13 protein-coding genes are annotated in these 14,205 nt (G+C 71.9%); 10 read left to right on the top strand and 3 right to left on the bottom strand.

Features of this window, described 5'->3' with window-relative positions; genetic code table 11:
- Positions 1 to 123: 123 nt before the first annotated feature.
- The 4 genes from ABZ234_RS06715 to ABZ234_RS06700 all read left to right on the top strand — a co-directional run bounded on the left by ABZ234_RS06715 (position 124) and on the right by ABZ234_RS06700 (position 4,467).
- Positions 124 to 1,077 (top strand): GntR family transcriptional regulator, encoded by a 954-nt coding sequence (locus ABZ234_RS06715; RefSeq protein WP_355011309.1) that lies wholly within the window; start codon positions 124 to 126, stop codon positions 1,075 to 1,077.
- Positions 1,078 to 1,366: 289 nt separating this feature from the next.
- Positions 1,367 to 1,663 (top strand): lactococcin 972 family bacteriocin, encoded by a 297-nt coding sequence (locus ABZ234_RS06710; RefSeq protein WP_267949375.1) that lies wholly within the window; start codon positions 1,367 to 1,369, stop codon positions 1,661 to 1,663.
- A gap of 69 nt (positions 1,664 to 1,732) precedes the next feature.
- Positions 1,733 to 3,799, top strand: a complete 2,067-nt coding sequence (locus ABZ234_RS06705; protein WP_355011308.1) for a hypothetical protein — start codon at positions 1,733 to 1,735, stop codon at positions 3,797 to 3,799.
- A gap of 17 nt (positions 3,800 to 3,816) precedes the next feature.
- Entirely contained in the window at positions 3,817 to 4,467 is a 651-nt protein-coding gene (locus tag ABZ234_RS06700; protein WP_355011307.1) for an ATP-binding cassette domain-containing protein, read from the top strand.
- Between the two features lie 118 nt (positions 4,468 to 4,585).
- Here the strand turns inward: ABZ234_RS06700 and ABZ234_RS06695 are convergent, their stop codons facing one another.
- Complete coding sequence (locus ABZ234_RS06695; RefSeq protein WP_355011306.1) at positions 4,586 to 5,116, bottom strand: GNAT family N-acetyltransferase; 531 nt, start codon at positions 5,114 to 5,116, stop codon at positions 4,586 to 4,588.
- Positions 5,117 to 5,240: 124 nt separating this feature from the next.
- Between ABZ234_RS06695 and ABZ234_RS06690 the strand changes: the two genes are divergently transcribed.
- The 6 genes from ABZ234_RS06690 (at position 5,241) to ABZ234_RS06665 (ending at position 9,810) form a co-directional block, all read left to right on the top strand.
- Positions 5,241 to 6,059 carry a metallophosphoesterase gene (locus ABZ234_RS06690; protein WP_355011305.1) on the top strand — a complete coding sequence of 273 codons (819 nt, stop codon included), beginning with the start codon at positions 5,241 to 5,243 and terminating at the stop codon, positions 6,057 to 6,059.
- 65 nt (positions 6,060 to 6,124) lie between these two features.
- On the top strand, positions 6,125 to 6,541 hold the full coding sequence (locus ABZ234_RS06685) for an SgcJ/EcaC family oxidoreductase (protein WP_355011304.1): 417 nt from the start codon (positions 6,125 to 6,127) through the stop codon (positions 6,539 to 6,541).
- Between the two features lie 64 nt (positions 6,542 to 6,605).
- Complete coding sequence (locus ABZ234_RS06680) at positions 6,606 to 6,938, top strand: contact-dependent growth inhibition system immunity protein (RefSeq protein ID WP_355011303.1); 333 nt, start codon at positions 6,606 to 6,608, stop codon at positions 6,936 to 6,938.
- Positions 6,935 to 7,675 (top strand): hypothetical protein, encoded by a 741-nt coding sequence (locus ABZ234_RS06675; protein ID WP_355011302.1) that lies wholly within the window; start codon positions 6,935 to 6,937, stop codon positions 7,673 to 7,675. Before ABZ234_RS06680 ends, ABZ234_RS06675 begins: the two co-directional genes overlap by 4 nt.
- Positions 7,676 to 7,860: 185 nt before the next feature.
- Positions 7,861 to 8,175 carry a contact-dependent growth inhibition system immunity protein gene (locus tag ABZ234_RS06670; RefSeq protein ID WP_355011301.1) on the top strand — a complete coding sequence of 105 codons (315 nt, stop codon included), beginning with the start codon at positions 7,861 to 7,863 and terminating at the stop codon, positions 8,173 to 8,175.
- A 336-nt stretch (positions 8,176 to 8,511) separates the two neighbouring features.
- Positions 8,512 to 9,810, top strand: a complete 1,299-nt coding sequence (locus ABZ234_RS06665) for a metallophosphoesterase family protein (RefSeq protein ID WP_355011300.1) — start codon at positions 8,512 to 8,514, stop codon at positions 9,808 to 9,810.
- Positions 9,811 to 9,904: 94 nt separating this feature from the next.
- Here the strand turns inward: ABZ234_RS06665 and ABZ234_RS06660 are convergent, their stop codons facing one another.
- Positions 9,905 to 13,621: an AAA domain-containing protein gene (locus tag ABZ234_RS06660; RefSeq protein WP_355011299.1), complete on the bottom strand. Its 3,717-nt coding sequence runs from the start codon at positions 13,619 to 13,621 to the stop codon at positions 9,905 to 9,907.
- Positions 13,618 to 14,010, bottom strand: a complete 393-nt coding sequence (locus tag ABZ234_RS06655) for a hypothetical protein (RefSeq protein WP_355011298.1) — start codon at positions 14,008 to 14,010, stop codon at positions 13,618 to 13,620. The genes ABZ234_RS06660 and ABZ234_RS06655 overlap by 4 nt, the downstream gene beginning before the upstream one ends.
- Between the last annotated feature and the right edge of the window lie 195 nt (positions 14,011 to 14,205).

Raw genomic sequence — 14,205 nt, 5'->3', positions numbered from 1 at the left:
CGTCCCCGTCGGGGGCGCGGGCACACCGCCGTTCCGGCGCCCGGTTCCGTGCGGGGGTCGGGCGACCCGGATCCGCAGCGTGCCGTGCACGGGCACGCCCCCGCCCGCACGCCCGGCCCTAGAATGGCGCCCATGCCCGTCGACCGCACCGACCCCCGCCCCCTGCACGCCCAGGTCGCCGGCGTGCTGCGCGCCGAGATCCGCGACCGCTCGATCGCCCCCGGCGACACCCTGCCCAGCGAGGCGGCCCTGCGCGAGCGGTTCGGGGTCTCCCGCAGCGTGGTCCGGCAGGCGCTGGCCACCCTGGAGGACGAGGGCTCGGTCAGGAGGACCCGCGGCCGCGCCCCGGTCGCCGCGGTCCCCACCGAGCACCACCGGCTCGTCCAGCGCGTCACCGGGCTCTTCGACCAGTTCTCCTCCGAGGGGCTGAGCCTGTCCACCGCGGTGCTGTCGCTGGAGCCCTCCCTCTCCGGGGGCCCCGCAGCGGTCGGGCACCTGGGCACCCGGGACCTGCTCCGCCTGGAGCGCGTGCGCTCGGTCGACGGCGACCCGCTGTCCTACGTGCGCACCTGGCTCCCCGCCGAGCGCTTCCCCGGCCTGGAGGCCGCGATGCTGCGCGACGCCTCCCTGCACCGCCTCATGGAGGAGCGGTTCGGGGCCGTGCCCACGAGCGGGCGCCGGCAGATCCGGGCCGTGCCCGCCGACCCGCGCATCGCCCTGGAGCTCGGGGTGGCGGCCGAGGCCCCGCTCCTGCTGCTGGAGGGCGGGACGTTCAACCGGGACGGCACCCCGCTGGAGTGGTTCGAGAGCTGGCACCGGTCGGACCGGGTGGTGTTCGACATCGAGGCCGAGGGCGCCTCGGAACAGGTGCGCATCGCCCCCGACCCCTCCCTGCTGGACCGGCCCGCCCCGGAGCGGCCGGCCGCCGAACCCGCCCCCGGGCCGGCGGACGCGGCCCCCGCGCCCGGCCTGGACCGCGCCGTCGCACTGGCCGACGAACTCCGGGCCGAGCTGGCACGCCTGCGCGACGGCCTCGCCGGCGGTGACGCAGAGCAAGGCCCGGGCGCCGCCCGCTAGACCGGAACGCACGGAGAACCCTGCTACGGGCGAATTCCTGTCCGATAGTGGCCACAAAGAGTTACCGAAGCACTCCGTGCGGTACTTTTTTCTTGCGTCGGCACGAGCGGGACGGCAGTGAGGAAAACGCCCCGCCCCGCGGAACGCGCCGCCGCCCCGTCGTCCGTCCCCGACACGGAGCCCCCGGCGCGCGGCCGGGAGGCCCGCCCGACCGCACCCTCCGCGCACCGTCCCCGCACGACGAAGGCCTCCGCCGACAACCGTGCCGGAGGCCGTGAGAGGGAACGACATGCCCCACCCCCTGAAGCGCGCCGCCGCGTCCCTGGTCTTCGCGGCCGGGCTCACCGCGGCGACGGCCGGTGTCGCCGACGCGGCCATCAGCTACGTCGGCGGCGGTACCTGGTACCACGGCCTCACCACCGGAAGGGTGTACTCGAACTACTTCCACGCGACGCTCTGCCACGGGTCGACGGCGGTCGGCACGTACACCGTCACGTCCGCCGCGATGCTGCCCGGCAAGACGTCCGAGGCCTCCGCCCCGCGCGCCGTCAACCACAACGAGACCTACTGGAGGCACTGCGGGTAGCGCCTCCCGCAGCCACGGGGCCGCCCCTCCGCCGGGGCGCACGGCTCCCCGACCACGCGCAGGGACACGATGCCCAACCGCACCATCGCCTTCGCCCACACCGCGCTCCTGGTCTCCGCCGCGCTCATCGCCGCGCTGCTGCTGGCCACGTGGGAGGCGACGATCCCCACGGCGCAGCACTCGGCGTCGGTGTGGATCGTCGAGGACGACGGCGCCTCCGACGGCGGCGAGGTCGCGCGGACCGTCGAACGCGTCGCGGCGGAGCAGCGGATCTCCGTCGGCCTCGTCGTCCCGGACGTGCGCTCGCCCGAGTCGCTGTGGCACATGTACCTCGCGGTCGGGGACCCCGGCTCGGCCCAGGCCGACTGGCTCACCGACGGATACCCCTCCTTCGGCCGCACGATGGAACTGCGCGTGCACCCCGTGCGGGACATGGCCGACCGCAGCCCCCGCGGCAACTACCTCGTCTTCGGACCGCCGGAGAACGCGCGGGTGCTCGCCGACGCCCTCGCCGCGCACGGGCTGGGCGCGGACCCCGGCGCGGGCCAGGCCCGCCTGTGGCAGTCGTTCCTCGGCGGCCCCCTCTTCCACGTCCTGGCCACGGCGCTGCTGGTGGGCACCACCTCGATCGGCGCGGGCGTCCTGCTCGACTCCCGGGACCACGGCGTCCGGCGCCTCCACGGGCACTCCTACACCCGGATCCTCCTGGGCGACCTGGGGCGGGTCGCGCGGCTGTGGGGCGTCGCCCTGCCCGCCGTGTGCGCCCTCACCCTGGTCCTCCTCGGCCTCTACAACGGGTGGAACCAGCTCGGCCTGTACTCCCTGACCGCCCTGGCCCTCCTCGGCGTCCTCGCCGCCGCGGCCCTGGTGACGCACGCGGCGGCGCTGGGCCTGGTGCACGCCACCGGGGTCCTGCCGGCGCTCCGGGGGCGCCTCCCCGTCCGGAGCACACGGGCCGCCGTCTACCTGGTGCGCGTGCCCGTCCTACTCCTCCTGCTCGGCGTCCTGGCGAGCACGCTCCACCTCGCGCAGGCCGCGCGGGAGCAGCGCGCCGCGCTGGAGGCGTTCGAGCGCACCGGACAGACCTCGCACGCCACGCTCAACGGCAGCACGGCCTTCGACGACCCGGTGACCGCCGAGCGCCTCCTCGGCCCCTGGCTGCGCCGCGCCGACCTCGCCGGGGAGCTCGTCGTCGCCGAGCGGCATCCCCCCGCGTCGCTCGTGCCGGTCGGCGCCCCCCGTCCCGGCTTCGACGTGCTCGTGGTCAACGACACCTACCTCGCGCAGCAGGAGGTCCTGTCCCCCACCGGCGCGCGCTACGGCGCCGCCCCCTCCGACGACCGGGTCCGGGTCCTGCTGCCGCCCGCGCACGCCGCCCACCGGGAGGCCGTCGAGGGCGAGCTGCCCGACTGGTACGCGCTCCAGGCCGGGAGCACGGGAACCGCGGCCGACATCGAGGTCCTGCCGCTGGCCGACGGCCAGCGGGTGTTCACCTACGGGTCGAGGGACCCGGGCGGGTCCGACGCCTCCCCCTTCCTGCGGGACCCGGTGATCGTCGCCCTGCCCAACGGCTCCGCGCTCTCCGACCGGACCTACGTCACCTACCTGACGCACGAGGCCCTGCTCTTCCCCGACCCGGACGTGGTGCTGGAGGCCCGCGCCGACCCGCGGGTGGCGGAGTACGTCAACACGGTCCAGCCGATCCTCGACAAGGCCAGGAGCGCCCACGCCGCCCAGGTCGCCGCGGTGCGCGTCGAACTGCTCGCCCTGGCCGCCGGCACCGCCGTCCTGCTCATGACCGGCGTCGCCGCGTGCGTCGTCCACGTGCGCACGCACGCCCAGACCGTCTTCGCCCGGCACATCAGCGGGTGGGGGTTCCTCTCCGCGCACCGCCGGTTCCTCGCCGTGGAGGCCGTGGTCGCGCTCGGCTTCACGGGCTGGGCCGCCTGGGACACCCTCGCCGCGCTGCGGGCCCTGGACGATCCCCTGCGGCCCCTGCCGCCGCAACCGGTGCCGACCAGCGGGCTGGAGCCCCTCTACGCCGCGGCCGTCACGGCGGCCGGGCTCGCCCTGACCCTCGGCGCCCTCGCCCTCTTCCACCGCCGCATCGTCCGCGAAGGCCCCTCGCGGGCCTGACACCACCGGGAAGCACCATGATCACCGCCGAGAACCTCGCCAAGTCCTTCGGGGACCGCGTCCTGTGGCAGGGCCTGGACCTGACCGTCGAGGCCGGGCAGACGGTCGCCCTCGTCGGGGCCAGCGGCTCGGGCAAGACCACCCTGCTCAACTGCCTGGGCCTGCTCGACAGGCCCAGCGGCGGCCGGATCCTCTGCGAGGGCGCCGACCTGACCCGCCTGGGGCCGGGAGGGCGGCGGCGCTTCCGGCGCGACAGGCTCGGCTACCTCTTCCAGGACTACGCGCTCATCGAGAACGCCACGGTCCGGGCCAACCTGGACGTGGCGCGGCGGCGCGGCGCCCGGTCCGACCACGCCGCGGCGCTGGAGCGGGTCGGCCTGGCCGGGCGGGAGGGCGAGGTGGTGCACCGCCTGTCCGGCGGCGAGCAGCAGCGCGTCGCCCTGGCCCGCCTGCTCGTCAAGCGGCCCTCCCTGGTGCTGGCCGACGAGCCGACCGGCGCCCTGGACGCGGACAACGCGGCAATGGTGGTGGAGGTCCTGCGGCAGCTGGGCCGCGAGGGGTGCGCGGTGGTGGTCGCCACCCACAACGACGGGGTGCGGGCGGCGTGCGACAGGGCCTTCGACGTGGGGACGGGGCGGGAGGCGGCGCCGTCCGGCCCGGCGGGCTGAGCCGGAACCGTCGGAGGGACGGGTCGCCCGGACCGCGGGTAGCGGCGCGGGGTTCGGACCGCGGGTAGCGGTGCGGGGCCGGGACGCCGCCCGGCCCTGGGCGATCAGCCCTGGGCGTTCAGCCCTGGGCGACCGCCTGCGGAGCGGGGTCCGCGGAGGTCTTCCGCTCCGGCAGCGCGAGCGCGTAGGTCAGCAGGTCGACCCCGGGCACCGGGGTCCAGTCGCGTTCGGGTGTGCGGACGAACCCGTGGGCCCGGTAGAGGGACTGCGCCGCGAGCATCGGGGGCTGTGTGGACAGGACCACCCGGGCCGCGCCCCGCTCCGAGGCCGACGCGATCACCGCGCGCACCAGGGCGCGGCCCACCCCGCGGCCCTGGGCGTCGGGCGCCACCGCGAACGCCCGCACCTCCGCCTCCTCGGGCCCGCGCGCGATCTCGCTGGACTCCGACCACGGGACGAGCAGGACGGTGCCCACGACCCGCTCCCCCTCGACGGCCACGAGCACCTCGCCCCGGCCGTCGGACCCCAGCGCACGGAGCGAGTCCGTGTAGGGGTCCCCCTCCTCCAGCAGCCCCAGGTCCCGGTACGCCGCGACCCGCAGTTCCCCGACCGCCGCCATCTCGTCCGGCAGCGCCTCACGCACGTTCATGGGAGCAGTCAAGCAGAGGCCGGGGACACTCCTTTGTCCGGCCCGAGTCCGGGCCGGACGCCCGGAACCCCGCCCGGGTGTGTAGGGTGTCGCCGATCCACGACCACCGAAGGGGACGGTGACGATGAGCCTGGTCGCCATCAGTGACCTGCACGTCCGGCACGCCGACAACCGCGCCTTCACCGAGGCCCTGCGGCCCGCGTCCGACGACGACTGGCTCCTGGTCGCCGGCGACGTCGCCGAGACCGCGGACGACGTCCTGTGGGCCATGGAGCTGCTGAGCGAGCGCTTCTCCACGGTGGTGTGGACCCCCGGCAACCACGAGCTGTGGACCTCCCCGCGCGACCCGGTCCAGCTGCGCGGCGAGGCCCGCTACCTGCACCTCGTCGAGGCGCTGCGCGGCCTGGGCGTGCACACCCCCGAGGACCCCTACCCGGTGTGGCCCGGCCCCGACGGGCCGGTCACCGTCGCCCCGCTGTTCGTCCTGTACGACTACACCTTCCGACCCGAGGGCGCCCGCACCAAGGAGGAGGCGCTCGCCGTCGCCCACGCGTCCGGGGTCGTGTGCACCGACGAGTACCTGCTGCACCCCGACCCCCACCCGAGCCGCGACGAGTGGTGCCGCGCCCGGCTGGACTACACGCGCAAGCGCCTCGACGCCCTCGACCCCGACACCCCCACCGTCCTGGTCAACCACTTCCCCCTGGTCCGCGAACCCACCCGGATCCTGCACTACCCCGAGTTCGCCCAGTGGTGCGGCACCGAGGCCACCGCCGACTGGCACACGCGCTACCGCGCCCGCGCCGTCGTCTACGGCCACCTGCACATCCCGCGCACCATCGTCGTGGACGGCGTGCCCCACATCGAGGTCTCCCTCGGCTACCCCCGCGAGTGGGGACCGCGCCCGAAGCCTCCGGAGGGGCCCCGGCCGGTCCTGCCCTGAGGCGGGGGGCGGGGGCGGGGCGGGCTCCTTGACATGAACAAAAGTTGAGCTTCTAGGTTCGCCCCATGGACACCACGAGCACGACCCTCCCCGACCGCGACACCGACGAGCGGCGCATCCGCGACCTCGTCGCCCGGGCGGACCGGGCCCAGAACGACCCCGTCGCACTCCCTGCGCTGCACACCTCCGACGTCGTGATCGTCAACTTCGGCGGGCGGCGGCTCTTCGGCCTGGAGGCCTTCACCTCCGCCATGGCCGAAGCCCTCGCCACACCTCTCAAGGACATCCGGACTGCCTTGAGGGTCGACGACATCCGCTTCGTCGCGCGCGACGTCGCCCACGTCAGCCTGACCAAGACCGTCTTCGACGGGCGCCCCGAGGCGGAGTCCCCCGCCCCCCGGGAAGGAGTCATGTCCTACCTCCTGGTCCGCGAGGGCGACGACTGGCGCATCTCCCTCGCCCAGACCACGCCGGTGGTCTGACCACCGCTCCACACCCGAGTCCGCAACTCGGTTTCCCCACCCACCACAACACCACAGGAAGACCATGGACACCCCGGAGGAGAGATACAAGAACCTCTGCCACCTCTTCAACTACTACCTGCACCAGGACTGGACAGTCGAGGGTGAAACCCTCTCCGAGGTCTTCGAACGCAACGAGGCCCTCCACGAAATCTCCAGAGGCCTTCGCCAGGAGGCGATCATCCTTCTGAAGAAAAGTCATGACAACCAGTATCTGGACGATATGTTCTTCGGTCGCTGGGGCGCCGGTTACGAGCCAGAGGCGGAAGGCCTCGAGACCTGGCACGATGTCCTCAGGGAGATCATCCGATTCTCAGAACGCTACACCGAGCCAGGGCAACGCTATGGTTCTACGTGATCGCGGACCGCCTCCACATGACCGCATCCGGCTATCCACGAGGTTTTCTCCGAACATCCGACGACCCGAGTGCGAGCACCACCGGCAGCGCGGGCGAGGCCACCGTGCGCCATGCCAATGGCAACCTGGAGATGGCCGAGCACGTCCAGGCCAACGCGTGCGCGACTCCGGGCCCCCGTTCCCCGGAAAGCACCGACAAGCATACCGTGCTTCACGTCATGAAAACTGGATACATCCAGCCAGGAGGGACGGACTCCAAACTCCTGCAAATCAAATCCGAGGAGATATTCCATATTAACATGGACATATCCTTCATCCTGAAGAAGGAACGCTTGCCAACCCCTCACTCAGAAATAAACAACCCCGAAACTTTGTACTGTAAAATTTTTGTCGCCAAGGCAGATAGGAACTCTGTGAAAAATGTCGTATCCTCCGTTTTCAACGTGAGCTTCGACAGAAATATTACAAAAACCCCGGATCCCCTTGTCGAGGTACTTCGAAATGAAGATTCTGCTGGCAACGGAAGCTTCAGCGAAGATTTTCTCTACTGGCCGGTCCTCGTCGAGCTCGAACTGGAAGACCACTCCTTGCTTCCGTTGTTGACCGATCAGGTGTCTCGCCTCCTCAGCTCTCTCTGGAAAGCATCTCTGCCCGCCGTCGCAGCATGCGACTTCGAGGACCAGCTTCCCTGGAACGGAGGCATCAGGCGCGACTTCTCCGACATGCGGGAGGATTAAATAAAACAGTGGAAGATTGGCCGAAAACCCGATCGGATGGGAGCACCCCGACCCAGCACACGTCACCGTGGAACTCGACCACGTTCACGGCATGAACCCTCATCTCTTTACAATCCTCATCTCCTGACCAACCCCATCCCTGCCTCCCCCACCATCGTTCAGCGCCTCCGAGCCACCAGGAAACCATGGAATCCCTGGAAGGAAATTTCAGAAACCTGCACTACCTGTTCGGCGCACACCTCCATCAGGACTGGACCATCGAGGGCAAGACACTGTCAGATGTATTCGAGAAGAGCAAGGCCCTCCAGAACCTCTCAGGAGGAATGAGAAGAGAAGCAGAAGCCCTCTTGACAGGAGAGCATGACAACCATTTATTGGACGATATATTATTCGGACAGTGGGGAGCAGGCTACGAACCCGAGGCGGACGGGCTCGATGACTGGCACCACGTTCTCAGGGAGATCGTCCGCTACTGCGGCCGGTACACCGAAGTCGAATAACGCCCGATCCCAGCATTTCGGGCCGATGAGCTCTGTCCCGAACGCTTGCCGGACCCGGAACGCACTGGTCGCCCCACGGCTCGGGCCTGATGCGCGCCCTGGTCGCGACCGACCCGGCGCTGCGCGTGCGTCTGGCCTCCGTGGAGCGTTGAACGAACGCCGAACACGGGGCGGACGTCCGAGAAGCGAGACCGGTGATCGAGTTCCGCATGTCCACCGCAACGGATTTCCGCCTCTCACCTGGGTAGGGGCCGGATACGACGCCCCTCCCCGGACCGGCCCGCCGTCTCCCCGACCCGTGGCCCCGGAACGCCGGACGAAAGGACAGGTACCTCCATGCCCACCGCTCCACCCCGCCCCGCTCCGGGCCGCGTGCCGGCGGCCCTGTGCGGGACCCTTCTCGTGGCAGGACTGTGCGCCTGTACCCCCCAGGCCACGTCCGAACAGCCCGTCGACCGTGTCCTCCTCTCGCCCACAGCCGATCCCGGCACCTCCCAGACCGTGACCTGGCACGCGTCCGGAGCGGAGGAGTCCTTCCTGGAGATCGGGCCCGACGACGGTTCGGAGGAGACCGTGCGGGTCGACGGCAGCCCGACCGGAGGCGACGAACCGGGCTCCACCTTCGCGGCCACGGCCACCGGCCTCGAACCGGACACCGCCTACCGCTACCGGATCAGTGCGAGCGGTGCCGGTGAGGGCTCGGAGGAGGAGACCGGGGACTGGCGCACCTTCACCACCGCGGCGGAGGGGGCGGAGCCCTTCAGCTTCCTGTACTTCGGCGACATCCAGAACGACATCACCGAGGACGCGGCCCCCGTCGTCCGGGCCGGGCTGGAGGCGGTGCCCGACGCCGAGCTGGCCGTGCACTCCGGGGACCTCATCGACGACGCCGACAGCGCCTCCCAGTGGGACGAGTGGTTCGACGCCTTCGGAGAGGCTTCCGGGAGCATGAACCACGTGGCCGCCCCGGGAAACCACGAGTACGACGACGGCCTGAGCCGGCACTGGGGCCCGCAGTTCCCCGGCGCCGGCAACGGCCCCGAACAGGGCGCGGACCTGGCCGGAACCGCCTACCACACCGACTACCAGGGGGTGCGGTTCGTGGTGCTCAACTCCAACTACCGGGAGGCCGCCCCGGAGGACCCCGAGCGGTGGCTGGACACGCAGCGGGACTGGCTCGACCGGGTGCTGACCGACAACCCCCACCCGTGGACCGTGGTCACCTTCCACCACCCGGTCTTCTCCAGCGACCCCGAACGCGACAACGGGCCGCTGCGCGAGGCGTGGCTGCCGGTACTGGAGGAGCACGACGTGGACCTGGTCCTGCAGGGCCACGACCACTCCTACACCCGGGGCGTCCTGGCAGAGGGCGAGGACGGCGACTCCGGCGCGCACACCGGCCCGGTCTACGTGGTCTCGGTGGCCGGCCCCAAGACCTACGACGCCGGCGAGGACAACTGGACCGACAACGGCGCCCGGGTCCAGGTGCAGCGCGAGGACACCCAGACCTTCCAGCACGTCGCGGTGGACGGAGACACCCTGGAGTACCGGGCCCGCACCGCCGACGGCGCGACCGTGGACGCCTTCACCATCGTCAAGGACGGGGACGGCAAGCGCGTCACCGACGGTTCCTGAGCGGAGACAAGGCCAGCGCCGTCCCAGGGGCACGCCCTCTTCGGACACACCCGTGCGGCGCCGTCCCGGTCTGGCCGCCACCCGACGGAATCCGCTATCCGGCCATGAGCTCCTCGGCCACCGCCTCGGGCTCCGCCAGGCACCTCCACTCCGGAACGCGTACGGTGCGCAGACCGGACACCGACGCGAAGAGGGCCGTCCTGTCCAAGGTGCGTTGCAGCGTGCGCCCCGGTGCGGGCGTGGCCGTGGCGCCGGGCCTGGGACGGTCGATCACCACGGCGATGTCCCCGTCCTTCCCCGGCACCAGCAGATCACAGGCATAACCCTCGACGCGGTGGCCGACCCTGGGCGAGGACCCACTGTTGGTGAGGGCCTCGAACAGCAGGCTCGCAGCCTCGTCCAGGCCAGGAGCGGTTCCGGTCGCGGCCTCTGTCACCAGGTCGGACAGCAACCCTCCCTGCTCGGCCCAGTACCCCCGGTCGCCCACGACGTACAGGCGCGAGCGTGCCCGGGTGACCGCGACGTTCCACAGGTTCTGCTGCTGCAGCGCCCACCGCCCGCTGTGCCGGTTCACGCCCTCGGCCGCGGCGGGCGAGACCACGACCACATCCCGCTCCCCGCCTTGGAAGCGGTGCGCCGTGCCCACCCTGATCCTCTCGGCTGCCTCTTCCCCCAACTTCTTCTCGATCCAGCGGACCTGGGCGGTGAAGGGTGAGACCACGCCGATGGTCGCCTCCGGCGGGAGCGTCCGCCAGAGCCGGCGCAGCAGGGTGAGCACCTCCTCCGCCTCGTCCCGGTTGAGGCAGGAGCGCCCGCCCGGGCGCTCGCAGGCGCCCCGCACGTCGATCCACTGGACAGCCCGGTCACCGGGGGCGGCCAGAGCGGTGGTGTCGGTGCGCACCGCGAGCCGGTCACCGTAGAAGCGCCGGTTCACCGGAGCGACGATGTCGGGGTGGCAGCGGTAGTGCTCGTCGAGCCAGAGCACCTCGCCCCCGCCCTCCACCAGTGCGGAGGCGGCAGCGTGGTAGGCGGAGGAGCCGGTGAAGGCCAGGGAGCGCTCCCCCATCTCGGCCTCGGGGAGCCCGTGGACCGCCTGGATCCTGCGGTCGTCCTGTCCGGTCATGGGGTTGACCGGCTGGAGCTGGTGCGGGTCGCCGATCACCAGTGCCCGCCGTGACCGGTACAGCAGTGGAACGAGATCGGCGACGGTGCACTGGCTGGCCTCGTCGACCACCACCAGATCGAACAACTTCGGTTCCGGCGGGAAGACCCCGCGCACCGATCGGGACGTGGTGGCCCAGGCCGGCACGGTGCGCACCAGCTTTTTCATGCCCTTCCAGCCGTTCTGCCCCGAGGCGAGGTCGCGCAGCCTGCCCTCCACGACGGTGCGGCCCCTGCGCAGCGACTCGGCGACCCGGCCCAGCAGGAACTCCTTGCTCGCCTCGCGCCGCTCTTCTCGTAGGCCGTTGATCCGGGCTACCGCCGCCTCCGGTCGCGCACCCTCCCCCACCCGCTCGCGCAGCTCCCGCCACTCCCCCTCGGTGGTGAGGAAGGCGAGGATCTCCGAGAGTTCCCCGTCCGTCCCCGCGATACGGAGCCCCCGCCTGGTCAGGAGGCGGTGCCACCAGCCGGTCCACCGGGACTCCAGCGCCGCCTCGGTGCGGCGGGTCCACCGGCGCAGTTCCCGGGGCCCGCCGAAGACACCCGGACCGACCCCGCCGGGCAGGCCCCGCACCTGCCGGTTACGCGTCCCCGCCAGCGCCGCAAGCCTCCGCTCCGCTTCCTCCGCGACAGCCAGCTCGTGCTGGGCCGCCCCCACTCCGCGCTGGTGGACCACGAGTCGGGCCTGCGCGGTGGCCGTGTCGGCGGGTTCCCATTCGGCCGCCAGGAGCCCGTTGAGGATCCCCGGCTCGGCGGCCCTGCGCTCCTGGTTCCCGGTGCGCACGACCAGGTCGGCCCCAGGAGCGAGTCGGTTGACCCGCTCGACCACCTCGTCCACGGCCGTGTTGTTGGTGGAGGCCACCAGGACCGACTGCCCGGCCGCGACGGCGGTGGTGACCACGGAGGTGATGAGTTCGCTCTTTCCCGTACCGGGGGCTCCGGTGGCCACGGTCATGACCTGCCCCATGGCCGAGGCCAGGATCTCCTCCTGTGCGGCGTTGCTGCGTCCGGTGACCACCGGGAGCGCGGTCCCGGAACCGCTGACCGCGTGGTGGGGGTCGGACAGGGCCGCCAGCGCCGTACCCGCGAGGGCATCGACCCGGATGCCCTTGCCCCGGTGGTCGAGATCCCCGACGAGCTGCTTGACGGCCGCGCCCGCGGGGTCACCTCGATAGAGGACGGCGGCGTTCTGCGCTCCGCGCCGCGCACCGTGGCGAACGTCCAGCGAGCTGCGCAGTTCACCGGCGACGAGGTCGTCCACCCGAGCCAGCCGGAGTCGGTCGCAGACCGCGCGCGCCTTGTCGGCGAGTCCGGAGACCTCTCCCCCGTCCCAGCCGACCTCGAACCAGGTGACCAGTTCCTCGATGTCGCCCTCGTCCAGGCCCGCCGCGGAGATCAGGAGTTCGCGGTTCAACTCCGGCTCACCGACCGGCATCAGATAGTGCCCGTCGGGCTCCTCCGCCATCTCCACGTCCATCACGAACAGTGGGGCGAGTTTGGCCCTTCTCCCGCTGCCGCGGTCGGACCGCACGGGGTCGAAGAGCACCGCCGGATAGCCGTAGCGCAGCGGGCGGCCTTCCTTCACCGCCTCCCGCGCGAGGGTCTCGGCGCGACCGGGCAGCCGCCATCGGCCCTCCGCCCGGCTGAGAAGGACCTCCGAGTCCATCTCGCAGACAGCTGCGTCCCGGCCGCTGGCGTCGGGCAGCTGCTGCAGGACGCTCTGTCGGACCAGACAGTCGCGCAGGTAGTCCAGGTAGCCCGACCAGGTCCATTCGGCGGGCCGCTCCCCACGGGCCCGCGGCTGTTCCGTGCCGGCCCCGCGCGCCTCGGTCCCCTCCGTATCCGCCGCGCCGCTCCGGTCGGTCCGGTCGGTCCGGCCGGAGACCCCCGGCAGGTCGGCCGCCGTGGCCGATCCCGTGTGCCGGGCCAGGACCAGCGATCCGCGCACGCCGAGGGAGGACACGGTGACACGCTGGCCGTCCACGTGGTCCACTTCACGATGCGCGTACTGGTAGAGGTCGACCGCGTCGATCCATCCGTCCCCGTTGGCGTCCGACGCGGCGCCGCCGAGACCCCGCACGACCGCCTCGCTGAAGGGCGAGGGCCGCGCCCCCGACGCGTTGTCGCCCTCCCTCGCCAGCTCCAGGGCCCCGGACGCGGCGATGACGTAGGTGCCGGCGCCATCGCTGAGCTGGCGCTCCAGGTCGAGCGGTTCTGCCTCCTCACCGGCGGAGCGGGTGGCGAACCCGTCGGCGAAGGCACCACCGTGGCAGCAGTCGAGCAGCAGCACCTTGCTCCGCATACGGGAGTCCTCCAGCAGGCGCTTGAGGACCTCGGCGGAGAGCGCGGTGGTCTCCAGCCTCTTGCGGCGGGTGTCCCGCAGGGCCAGGTGCAGCCGACCCCTCTTGTCCTTGACACCGTGCCCGGAGAAGGAGATGAGCAGGAGGTCGTCGGGTTTGCCCTCCGACAGCGCCGCCTCCAGCACCTCCATGGCCTCGTCGCGCGTCGGGTCGAGAAGCGCCTCGACCCTGGTGTAGTGGCCGTTGTGCTTGAGGACCCGTTCGAGCGCCCGGACATCCTCGTACGGCGAACGCAAGTCGTCGAGGTCCTCGTAGCGGTTGACGCCCAGGAGAATCGCGGTACGCCTCACGCGTCGTCCTTCCCGGTTTCGACAGCAGGGGCGGCCCCACCATCGCGCAGGGCCCGAACGTAGCCCTCCACCTCGCCGGGCGCCACCCTCCCCTGCACCGTGACCTTGGCTCCCTCGACCTCCACCGTCACCGAACGCTGGCCGCTCTGCTCCAGCCATGTCCCGACGAGCGAGACGACCGCCGTGAGCACAGGTTTGAGCAGCATCCCGGTGACCAGCACGGCGCCGGCCACGGCAGCGGGGTCCGCCGACCGGGTCCCGGAGACGACCTCTCCCTCTACCGCCCGGACCTCGTCGACGTCCAGGTCCTCGAGCAGGAGCACCAGGTCACGTGTGTGCTGGTCCGCCTCCTCGGCCGTGACGTCGTCCTCGAAGCCGACCCTGGCCACCAACGCACTCTGCCGCACCCGCGCACGCTCCCGTCCCCCGGAGAGGACCGCTCGGTCACGGCCCGCTGCCACTCCGCCACGCACGTTCTACCAGCAGACGTCCGGCTGTGACCGGGACTTCGGTCCCCTGGCCGCTTCCGGCCAGACCGAACCGGGGAGGGCCTTCGGAAGAGGCCAGAACCGGGCCAGTGCGGC

The organism is Nocardiopsis sp. NPDC006198, from assembly GCF_040613895.1.
GTDB classification, from domain to species: domain Bacteria; phylum Actinomycetota; class Actinomycetes; order Streptosporangiales; family Streptosporangiaceae; genus Nocardiopsis; species Nocardiopsis tropica.
The sequence above is the reverse complement of the archived record's forward strand: the minus strand, read 5'-3'. Positions and strand labels throughout refer to the sequence as shown.

Excerpts from the sequence above, each read along its gene's own strand:
- ABZ234_RS06700 (WP_355011307.1), top strand. The coding sequence starts at position 3,817 with ATGATCACCGCCGAGAACCTCGCCAAGTCCTTCGGGGACCGCGTCCTG.
- ABZ234_RS06670 (WP_355011301.1), top strand. The coding sequence starts at position 7,861 with ATGGAATCCCTGGAAGGAAATTTCAGAAACCTGCACTACCTGTTCGGC.
- ABZ234_RS06665 (WP_355011300.1), top strand. The coding sequence starts at position 8,512 with ATGCCCACCGCTCCACCCCGCCCCGCTCCGGGCCGCGTGCCGGCGGCC.
- ABZ234_RS06695 (WP_355011306.1), bottom strand. The coding sequence starts at position 5,116 with ATGAACGTGCGTGAGGCGCTGCCGGACGAGATGGCGGCGGTCGGGGAA.
- ABZ234_RS06680 (WP_355011303.1), top strand. The coding sequence starts at position 6,606 with ATGGACACCCCGGAGGAGAGATACAAGAACCTCTGCCACCTCTTCAAC.
- ABZ234_RS06685 (WP_355011304.1), top strand. The coding sequence starts at position 6,125 with ATGGACACCACGAGCACGACCCTCCCCGACCGCGACACCGACGAGCGG.
- ABZ234_RS06690 (WP_355011305.1), top strand. The coding sequence starts at position 5,241 with ATGAGCCTGGTCGCCATCAGTGACCTGCACGTCCGGCACGCCGACAAC.
- ABZ234_RS06705 (WP_355011308.1), top strand. The coding sequence starts at position 1,733 with ATGCCCAACCGCACCATCGCCTTCGCCCACACCGCGCTCCTGGTCTCC.
- ABZ234_RS06710 (WP_267949375.1), top strand. The coding sequence starts at position 1,367 with ATGCCCCACCCCCTGAAGCGCGCCGCCGCGTCCCTGGTCTTCGCGGCC.
- ABZ234_RS06715 (WP_355011309.1), top strand. The coding sequence starts at position 124 with ATGGCGCCCATGCCCGTCGACCGCACCGACCCCCGCCCCCTGCACGCC.